We start from the raw sequence: 10,014 nt of genomic DNA, 5'->3' as shown, positions 1-10,014 counted from the left end.
TCTCCATTTAGGTGTTTGACTTGCTCATTACTTGTTTATTGCTTCTCCATAAATTCCGTGGAATCTATGGGGCAGTTTCGCTCGTTGTTCAGTTTTCAAAGAACAATTCTTTTCGGTGTCAACCAATGTGTTTCTCATCGGCGACTTTTATAATATACCACAGCTGCCCAGATGATTGCAAGCACTTTTTTTATTTCTTTTTTTGAAGCTTTAATCACTTGCTCTTGGCGCGAGATCTAATTTACCACACAAAGAGGAATTAAGTCAACCCAATTGTTAAAATAACTTTGCAGGCATTTCCTACACTCATACAATGAAGTATTGAACGCCGGCAATTAGAGCTATTCCCGGCACTCCTAATACAACTACAGTTCCTATAGTAACCGGATTTAGCGGAATATACACATCAGGAATGAGTCCAGAGAAATTCAATAGGTACAGTACAGCTGCAGCTAAGACCAAATGAATAGAGAAGCTCCGCAACCATGACCAAGATAAACGATTCTTCACTAAGACAGCCAATAACAATAATGAGGACACAATCAATATCGTTAACCATACGCTTTTCATTGGGGTACCCTCCTCCACTCTGGCCAATCTTTCCCCGTTCGCTTAGCTACTCTTAACAGCATTTCATATCTCTTCTCTGCTGTAATTATTGCGTAAATCGCATAATCAACCTGATCCTTGCCAATCGCTGTATCAAAGAACCGGTTAGCATTAACCCAGTCCCTATGCGCCTCAATGATCTCTTGGTGCAAATGCTCCGTCCACTCGTTAGAATCCATATCAATCGGTGGCTTGGTATGCTCCAAGATCTCCAGCTTATTCGATTCCAGCCTATACATTGGTTTGCTGCTGCCCATCTACTCATCTCCCCCTCGCTTGTCCATCCATTGAACGTATCTTGTATTAGATATGTATAATCGTTCAAACAAAAATAGAACTAAGCTCCAGCTAATGTCGCGCGAGTAGACAAACTAGTTACTTCATCACATGCGGGAGGGGAGGGAAGAGTATTAACGTTCTCCATAGTGAGTTTATTTCGCTGCTGCGGGCGGTAATCATTATGCATAGCAGAATCTCTAATAAAAAGGAGCTGCCCCTAGTCATCGTAAGATGACCCCTGGACAACCCCTCTATGGATTACCTCAATTCTCTACGTCCTTCAAGTGCCTTGGACAGCGTTACTTCATCCGCATACTCGAGATCTCCACCTACAGGCAGACCATGAGCAATACGTGTGACGCTAATTCCGAACGGCTTCACTAACCGCGAGATATACATCGCTGTAGCTTCACCTTCAATATTCGGATTCGTAGCAAGTATCAGCTCTTTCACTCGCTCATCACTTAAGCGGCGCAACAGCTCAGCTATCCGAATCTGATCAGGTCCAATTCCCTCCATAGGAGAGATGGAGCCTTGAAGAACATGATAATGACCTTGGAATTCCTTCGTTCGCTCCAGAGCCACAAGATCCTTGGACTCCTGAACGACACATATGACGGAATTATCCCGTGTCTTGTCTTGGCATATACGGCACGGATCAACATCCGTGATATTGCAGCACACTGAACAGTACGTTAAGTTCCGTTTCACGCTAACCAGCGCTTTAGCGAAATCAATAACATCATCTTCCTTCATACGCAGAACGTGAAAGGCCAGCCTTGCGGCGGTCTTAGGACCAATCCCGGGCAAACGTGTGAAAGCATCTATTAGTTTCGCTATCGGTTCGGGGTAATACAACTGATGTAGCTCCTTTCATGCTGAAGCCACGCTCTAACGATTCCTCGTCTAAGATCATGCACATGCAAGAATCCTGTTGACGATACGTTATTTGCGTTCTAGAACAAGCCCGGGATTTTCATACCACCGGTGAATTTGCCCATATCATTGTTAGCTATTTCGTCAACCTTCGCTAGTGCATCATTAACTGCTGTAAGAACGAGGTCTTGCAGCATTTCTACATCTTCTGGATCGACTGCTTCAGGTTTAATTGTAATATTCGTAATCTTCTTATGTCCATTAGCTGTAACTGTTACTACGCCACCGCCAGCGGTACCCTCTACTGATTTGTTAACCAGTTCCTCTTGAGCCTTCATCATTTGTTCCTGCATCTTCTTCACTTGCTTCATCATTTGATTCATATTGTTCATCTTAATCACCTCTTATTTATAGTTAACTTTCCTCTTTCACTACAACTAAATCTTCGCCAAACAGCTTGACAGCTTCTTCGACCCACTTCGGACGTTCAGGCTCACCAGTGTCGATGGCATCAGGATTCAGCTCAAGCGTCTCGCCTGCCGGAGCATCTCCTGCACGGTTAGCTGCCGCTTGCCATTCCTTCAGCATAACGGTAGCGAATCTAACCGGCTTATCGAACACATCTTGAAGAACTCGCTCAATAATTTCTCGATGCGTAGGCTTCTCCGTCGTCTCACGATGCATAGTGTTCTTGAATGCAATGAGTACCGTATCATCAGCTATAGATACCGGCTCCCCATCCACGAACCAAGCATGCACCGTAATCTTGGCTTCCTTCACGCGCTGGAGCACTTCACTCCATTTCATCCGAATTTGGCCAGACCCAGGACTTCCTGCAGCGGCAACATAAGGATCAAGCTTGACGGTGCCTCGGCTAATTGCGCCACTTGCTGCGCTCCGATTGCCGAATGCTTGCCGTTGGCCGCTTGGTGCTCGAGAGCCGCCGCCCTCCGCTCCGCCAGCTGGAGCGCCAGCAGTACCAGCTCCGCCACTTCGCATCACCTGCTCCAGCTTACGCTCCAATGCCTCAACTTGCTGTCTGAGTCTTCCAACCTCTCCCGAAGGAGTGCTGGAGACGGAACTTGCTTCAGAAGCCGCACTGCCCTGATTGCCGGCTTGACCATCGCCCAATGTGCATATTTTCATTAATGCTACTTCGAACAGGGTCTGAGGCTGAGCAGCATGCTTCATATCCGATTGATAACCATTCAGCGTATCAATCATCTTGAACAGCCGCTCTGAGCTGAACGCATCCGCCATTGTACGGAAACGTTCGGCATCAACAACCCTCTCGGTCACAGCTCCACCCTGAGGCGCCAGCTTCAGTACAAGCAAATCTCTGAAGTAGTAGATTAAATTCTCCATGCACTTATCAGCGCTTTTGCCTGCTTGCGTCAGACTCTCAACAAGAGGCATGACTGCAGCGACGTTGCGATCCTTAACTGCTTCTGCCAATTCATAGAACTGGTCAGCGGCCATTCCGCCTGTTACATCCACTGCAGCTTCAAGCGTTATCTTCCCCCCGCTGAATGCAGATACCTGCTCAAGAAGACTAATCGCATCACGCATACCGCCCTCGGACAGTCTAGCGATGTAGGCGATAGCATCCTCTTCAGCCTCCAGCCCTTCTTCCCGGCAAATTCGCAGCAGCCGTTCAGACTGCTCCTCTAGAGAAACTTGGCGGAAGTCAAAGCGCTGACAACGAGAAATAATTGTAGCAGGCAGCTTGTGGGGCTCCGTTGTTGCCAGTATAAATATAACATGCCCCGGAGGCTCCTCAAGCGTCTTGAGCAGCGCATTGAAGGCTTCTGAGGTAAGCATATGAACCTCATCAATAATATACACTTTATTCCGCACTTCTGATGGTGCATATCTTACTTTATCACGAATATCTCGAATTTCATCTATACCCCGATTAGAAGCAGCATCAATCTCCACCACATCCATGATGTTGCCTGCTGTAATTCCTAAGCAAGCATCACATTCATTACAGGGCTCAGCGGCTGGGCCGCTTTCACAGTTAACGGCCTTCGCTAAAATTTTGGCCGCACTGGTCTTACCCGTACCTCGTGGTCCATTAAATAAATAGGCATGTGATACGCGATTCTCTCGAATGGCATTCTGCAAGGTTTGAACTATATGCTGTTGTCCGACCATATCCTGAAACGTCTGCGGACGCCAGGCACGATACAATGCTATGTGTGTCACGCGGACCGTTCCCTTCGGCTTTATTCATTCTTCTATATTATACATGAACGAGTCTATTAACAAAACAAAAACACCCGCAATTGCAAATTCGACATTGTCGAAATGCTCTACTGGTGTTCTCTATCTTCCAACTATGATTATAAAATGTTGTACCGTGCACCTGTCCTTGATTAATGTAACCCAGGCGGCTTCCTTGCGTCTCAGCTCGAGCCAGGCACTCCCTCGGCACATGAACTAACCTGCTTACGGCTGCTTCCTTCCGGACCTGACCGGGTTCACAAGCGTCCATTGCGAAGGACCCAACTGTCAACACTGATTGCAAATGCCAGACCCTGCATAGACATAACCTCAAACAGGAATTCAACCTCGCTAAAGCGGATTGCGAGTTACAGGGCACCGCTAACTCCCCATCTAGCACGGCAAAACTAAGTATAGCCCATCCAAGCGCAAAGCGCAACCGCTGGATCAATATGACAGGTACAAGCTTGTTCAAACCTTCTGCTTTAGCGTGTAGTCTCTACCTTCACATGGTAACGAGGCATATTATGCTGAACGATTTCCTGCGTTTTTTGCTGAAGCTGCTTCATTTCCTCATTCGTGACGCTCGGATCAACCTTCGTGTATACACGCAAGTATTCGCCATTGAACGCCAGCCTGCTGGACTTAATTCCTTTAATACCCTTTAGTACTTCGCCAGCGAACTTGCCATCCGACTCATAATTTAAATAGGAGAAATTGTTGGGTATGTTCGGATTGCTGTTCGAATACCCCATATAACCGTCATGACCATATGTTTTGACCTGATTCGCCTTAATCTGCTCTTTGCTGCCGCAGCCGCCTAGACTTAAAGCAAGCAAAGCGATAATAGTGAAGCTTAACCACATCATCCTGCGCTTCCGCCTACGTGTATTAATCAATCAAAAAACCTCCCTTAACCATAGGATGGCTGAGGGAGGCCCTTGTATTCTGCCAATTAAAGACAGAATGTTGAGTCGAAGTATTAGATACCGTATTTCTTTTTGAAACGATCGACGCGACCGCCCACATCCAAGAACTTTTGCTTACCCGTGAAGAACGGGTGGCATACGGAGCAAACCTCTACACGCAGGTTCGATTTGATCGAACCAGTCTCGAAGCTGTTGCCACAAGCGCAAGTAATTTGGGATACGTGGTATGTCGGATGAATACCTTGTTTCATCTCGTTCACCTCTTTCTGCCCTGAGTCACAGGCGGACCCAGAGTTAAAATAACACATAACGGATTATAGCACGACCATATCCCGCTTGCAATGTATATATCGCTTCCAGCAGCTTATCTTTGCAGCAGAGCCGGCGGAATGTGCGTATAGGAGCCAATAACGACATCCGGCAATTCCTGACGGTAAATCTCCAGCATTTGCTTCATTCCGTAAATTTCACCTTGTGCGGGTGGAATGAGCTCGAGATAGCTCTCTGGGTCAATATTTAAGTTGCGCATCTGAATGAGCTTAAGGCCCGTCCGCTTCACGAATCCGATCATCGCTTCAATCTCTTCCTCGCGATCTGTAACTCCAGGGAAGATCAAGTAGTTAATGGAAGTATACACACCTTTGTCGGTCGCATACTTGAGTGATTTCTCTACATTAGCCAGCGTATAAGCACGAGGCTTGTAATACGCATTATAATGCTCGTCAAGGGCACTTATCGTACTAACACGCATCAGATTGAGACCCGCATCGACGATAGCACGAATATGATCCGTCAAGCCTGCATTCGTATTGATATTAATATAGCCAAGTGAAGTCTGGCTGCGCACTTGGCGCATCGCTTCAACAATAATCTTAGCTTGTGTAGATGGTTCACCCTCGCAGCCTTGTCCGAAGCTGATAATGGAATCCGGCTCGCGCAAATGCTCCAGCATAATTTCTGATATTTCCTGAGCAGTGGGCTTGAAGTTCATACGAGTCTGAGGAGCAACGAATCCACTGTCGTCCGGCTGTTCAGAAATACAACCGAAGCATCCCGCATTGCAGGAATACGAGACCGGCACTCCGCCTTCCCAGCGCTGCAGGAACGTATTCGAGGAGGTCAAGCACTCATAGCCTAGAGCACAATTGGACAGGTGCTTGTACAGCCTGTTCTCAGGGTACTTCTCCAGCAAGTGCTCGACCTGTCGATTCACTTCGCCGCGATCACAGTTCAACGGATCCCATTTCTCAGGATCATCGCTCTGCTCAGCAGCTACATAAAACCCGCCATCCTTCCAGACAACAGAAGTGTAGCCGAATAACGGGAATTTTTCTTTCTTGTCCGTCTTCACATAACCGGGGAGAGCCAGCCTCGTGAAGCCTTGTGGCAGAAGCGCACCAACCGCTTGGTAATTACCAGGCAGCAGCTGCATCTCACCTGTATCAGGGTTTAATCCGACCGGTCTTGTAAAAGGCAGTCCGACGAGAGTCGCGCCGCTAGGCAGCGGAATAAGCTCATCTTCCATTAGCTCTACAATCATATCGCCACTGCGTCCCAGGGCTACATAGTCCGGATGGTCAAACACATTATTATGTTCATCTGCGTATACGAGATTCATCTTGATGTCCTCCTTCCAGCAGCCTTAAGATCCGTGTGTCGTACGCGGAGTAGTAGGCCGTCTTCCGGTTGATGCGCTGCTGCTCTTCAATCCCGTACGCTGCTGCTGCGGCTTCTCATCCACAGACGTATCCAACGACATCAGGAATTCGCTGTTCGATTTGCTATCAGCCAGCTTCTTCAAGAAGCCATCAACAAATTCAGGCGTATCGGTCATATTACGGCGCACAACCCATAGTTTTTCGAGTTCTTCCTTCGATAAGAGCATTTCTTCACGGCGAGTGCCGGATCTACGAATATCGAGTGCAGGGAAAATTCGGCGTTCCGCCAGCTTCCGGTCAAGATGAAGCTCCATATTACCCGTACCTTTAAATTCTTCATAAATGATATCATCCATACGTGAGCCAGTCTCCACGAGTGCAGTCGCCAGAATCGTCAAGCTTCCGCCTTCCTCCACATTGCGAGCCGCGCCGAAGAAGCGCTTAGGACGATGGAAAGCAGCCGGATCAATACCACCGCTTAGCGTCCTGCCAGATGGAGGAACGACCAGATTGTATGCACGTGCCAGACGTGTGATGCTATCGAGCAGGATGACGACATCTTTTTTGTGTTCAACAAGACGCAGTGCTCTCTCGAGTACCAGCTCAGCTACCTTGATATGATTCTCCGGCACTTCATCGAATGTCGAAGCAATAACTTCACCCTTCACAGAACGCTGCATATCCGTAACTTCCTCTGGACGCTCATCAATCAATAGAACGAACAGTTCAATATCCGGATGGTTCGTTGAAATGCTGTTAGCAATTTCTTTTAACAATAACGTCTTACCTGCTTTTGGCGGTGCAACGACAAGTCCACGTTGACCAAGTCCGACAGGTGCAAGTAAATCCATAATTCGAGTAGAAATTTTGGAAGGTGCCGTCTCCAGAACGAGTTTCTTCTGTGGATAAAGAGGAGTAAGAGCGGGAAAATGAAGTCTTTCAGCAGCTTGTATGGGATCCATGCCATTAACAGCATTGACTTGCAATAATCCAAAATATTTCTCTGAGTCTTTCGGCAATCGACATTTGCCTGATACAAGATCACCTGTACGCAAATCAAATTTACGAATCTGCGATGCGGATATATAAATATCCTCTTTACTCGGCAGATAGTTAATCGGTCTTAAGAAGCCGAATCCTTCTGGCAGTATCTCTAGAACGCCTTGCATAAACATGAGACCGCTTTTTTCCGCTTGTGCACGTAGAATAGCAAAAATTAATTCCTTCTTCTTGAGTTGACCATAATAAGGGATTTGATACTGCTTCGCCAGCTTGTACAAATCAGTCAGCTTCAACTCTTCCAGATCTGAGATCTGAAGATCTGTCATGTTCTCACCACTTTATTCAGTTTTATTTGCTTCGATCCTGATCTATCATTATATACCGGATTTGGTGCCTTCTATTCGTTGCTCTAGCAGAAACAACTCCGATTAGGCACCGAAATCCTTAAGTCTTATGATTCAGACGAATCCGTTACATCCGTTTCACGCCATACATCAGCGCCAAGTTTGCGGAGATTCTCCACCAGATTGTCGTAACCACGGTCAATATACTCCACGCCTGTAATTTCTGTAATGCCTTCCGGCACTGTAAGTCCAGCAATAACGAGTGCAGCACCTGCACGCAGATCCGCTGCACGAACCTTAGCCGCATTAAGTGCTCCGCCTTCAATAATAGCCGAACGGCCTTCTACGCGAATATTGGCACCCATCCGAGCAAGCTCAGGCACATGCTTGAATCGGTTGCTGTACACATAATCGGACAAAATACTAACACCGCTTGCTTGTGTAAGCAAGCTGGTCATAGGAGATTGCAGATCCGTTGCAAAGCCCGGATATACTAACGCTTTGACATCAATAGCCGAATATTCAGGAGCACCAACGATACGGATGGACTCATCCATCTCGTATACTTTGACACCCATTTCTTCCAGCTTAGCTGTCATAGCTTCCATATGCTTAGGAATGACATTATCTATTAATACGTCACCGCGCGTTGCCGCAGCAGCGATCATATAGGTGCCGGCTTGAATCCGATCAGGAATAATAGAATGGCGGCAGCCATGCAGACTGTCGACTCCCTCGATACGGATCGTTTCTGTTCCTGCTCCTTTTATTTTGGCGCCCATGGCGTTTAGAAGAGTAGCTACATCTATAATTTCAGGCTCTTTTGCCGCGTTTTCAATAATGGTAGAGCCCTTGGCCCGCGAGGCCGCAAGCATAATGTTAATCGTTGCACCAACACTGACAACATCAAGATAAATCTTCGCTCCGCGCAGCTCTTTGGCAGATATACGCATGGAGCCGTGCTCATTGGTTACCGTTGCACCTAATGCTTCAAACCCTTTAATATGTTGATCAATCGGTCTTGGCTCGAAGTTACATCCACCTGGCAGCCCAATTACGGCTTCTCCAAATCTACCCAGCATCGCACCCATCAAATAATAAGATGCACGAAGCAGCTTCACCTTGCCGTTCGGCATTGGCTTAGCCTTCAGGTTAGAAGGATCAATCCTCATTACATCTCCCTGCCAAGTTACGACAGCGCCCAGGTCCTGCAATATTTCTCTGTAGACAGCAACATCGCTCAAATGAGGCAGATTATCCAATACAACTTCCGATTCTGCTAAAATAGCAGCTGGCACAAGCGCCACCGCACTATTCTTAGCGCCGCTGATTTGTACGGTACCTCGCAGCGGATGTCCACCGCGTATCATCAATTTCTCCATCAAATTAGTAGTCCTCCCGTGAATTGGAAGGGAACAACGAAAAGAGCGCGCTCGCTATTTCATAGCGATTCGTCATCCCGTGCTCCTGTTATTACACTTGGTAGTTGCTTATGAAACATGTTAATTATCCTTAGGTAACAGTTGCACATATTGAATGGTCATTCTGAGCCATTATAACATAATGGGACGAGGAATGGTAAAGCTCTTTTAAGGCATAGCATGCTCGATTAGCCTCTCTTGGCAATGATAGGAATCACATCGGAAGTCAGTGCAAAAAAAAGAGCCCTGTATCAGGACCCTACCGCAAAGCGGCTGTTCGAGTTGCCACCGTGGAGCTGCATATTGACCGCAATGCGCATCTCGTCAATATCAAACGGCTTCGTGAAATGCATGAGCGCACCGAGGTCGGTCGCTTCCTTGATCATGTCGAGTTCCCCGTAAGCCGTCATCATAATGACCTTAATATCACGATTAATTGCCTTCACATGTTTTAAAATTTCAAGTCCGTCCATTCCGGGAATCTTCATATCCAGCAAGACCAGATCAGGACTTTCGTGTTTCACAATCTCCAGTGCCAGCTTACCATTCGAAGCCTGGAAAGTGTCGTAGCCTTCACTGCTGAACACTTCCATCAGGAGCACTCGGATGCCGTTCTGATCATCGACGATCAATACCTTCTTCTTCTCCAAATATAAAACCTCCTACGACT

The 10,014-nt window shown here is 47.1% G+C and carries 11 protein-coding genes and 1 other RNA gene; all 12 read right to left on the bottom strand.

Annotated features, from left to right (window positions below; genetic code table 11):
• Positions 1 to 306: 306 nt before the first annotated feature.
• Positions 307 to 570, bottom strand: coding sequence for a pro-sigmaK processing inhibitor BofA family protein (locus AC6ESP_RS22455; RefSeq protein ID WP_497098963.1), 264 nt, complete (start codon positions 568 to 570; stop codon positions 307 to 309).
• Positions 567 to 866: a hypothetical protein gene (locus AC6ESP_RS22450; protein ID WP_497098962.1), complete on the bottom strand. Its 300-nt coding sequence runs from the start codon at positions 864 to 866 to the stop codon at positions 567 to 569. Before AC6ESP_RS22450 ends, AC6ESP_RS22455 begins: the two co-directional genes overlap by 4 nt.
• A 280-nt stretch (positions 867 to 1,146) precedes the next feature.
• Complete coding sequence (gene recR, locus AC6ESP_RS22445) at positions 1,147 to 1,746, bottom strand: recombination mediator RecR (protein ID WP_497098961.1); 600 nt, start codon at positions 1,744 to 1,746, stop codon at positions 1,147 to 1,149.
• A 98-nt stretch (positions 1,747 to 1,844) separates the two neighbouring features.
• Positions 1,845 to 2,156: a YbaB/EbfC family nucleoid-associated protein gene (locus tag AC6ESP_RS22440; protein ID WP_497098960.1), complete on the bottom strand. Its 312-nt coding sequence runs from the start codon at positions 2,154 to 2,156 to the stop codon at positions 1,845 to 1,847.
• A gap of 22 nt (positions 2,157 to 2,178) precedes the next feature.
• A complete protein-coding gene (gene dnaX / locus AC6ESP_RS22435) occupies positions 2,179 to 3,972 on the bottom strand; it encodes a DNA polymerase III subunit gamma/tau (RefSeq protein WP_497098959.1) in 1,794 nt (597 codons plus the stop codon).
• Between the two features lie 152 nt (positions 3,973 to 4,124).
• An RNA gene (gene ffs / locus AC6ESP_RS22430) (signal recognition particle sRNA large type) lies at positions 4,125 to 4,392 on the bottom strand.
• An 83-nt stretch (positions 4,393 to 4,475) separates the two neighbouring features.
• Positions 4,476 to 4,889, bottom strand: a complete 414-nt coding sequence (locus AC6ESP_RS22425) for a hypothetical protein (protein WP_497098958.1) — start codon at positions 4,887 to 4,889, stop codon at positions 4,476 to 4,478.
• 83 nt (positions 4,890 to 4,972) lie between these two features.
• Entirely contained in the window at positions 4,973 to 5,170 is a 198-nt protein-coding gene (gene rpmE, locus AC6ESP_RS22420) for a 50S ribosomal protein L31 (RefSeq protein ID WP_497098957.1), read from the bottom strand.
• Positions 5,171 to 5,283: 113 nt separating this feature from the next.
• Positions 5,284 to 6,537 (bottom strand): radical SAM family protein, encoded by a 1,254-nt coding sequence (locus tag AC6ESP_RS22415; protein ID WP_497098956.1) that lies wholly within the window; start codon positions 6,535 to 6,537, stop codon positions 5,284 to 5,286.
• A 24-nt stretch (positions 6,538 to 6,561) separates the two neighbouring features.
• Complete coding sequence (gene rho, locus AC6ESP_RS22410; RefSeq protein ID WP_497098955.1) at positions 6,562 to 7,905, bottom strand: transcription termination factor Rho; 1,344 nt, start codon at positions 7,903 to 7,905, stop codon at positions 6,562 to 6,564.
• 125 nt (positions 7,906 to 8,030) lie between these two features.
• Complete coding sequence (gene murA / locus AC6ESP_RS22405) at positions 8,031 to 9,305, bottom strand: UDP-N-acetylglucosamine 1-carboxyvinyltransferase (protein ID WP_497098954.1); 1,275 nt, start codon at positions 9,303 to 9,305, stop codon at positions 8,031 to 8,033.
• 290 nt (positions 9,306 to 9,595) lie between these two features.
• The gene (locus tag AC6ESP_RS22400) at positions 9,596 to 9,994 is read right to left on the bottom strand and encodes a response regulator (protein WP_497098953.1); all 399 of its coding nucleotides are present in this window, start codon (positions 9,992 to 9,994) and stop codon (positions 9,596 to 9,598) included.
• Positions 9,995 to 10,014: the final 20 nt, after the last annotated feature.

Source organism: Paenibacillus xinjiangensis, from assembly GCF_059686975.1.
The sequence above is the reverse complement of the archived record's forward strand: the minus strand, read 5'-3'. Positions and strand labels throughout refer to the sequence as shown.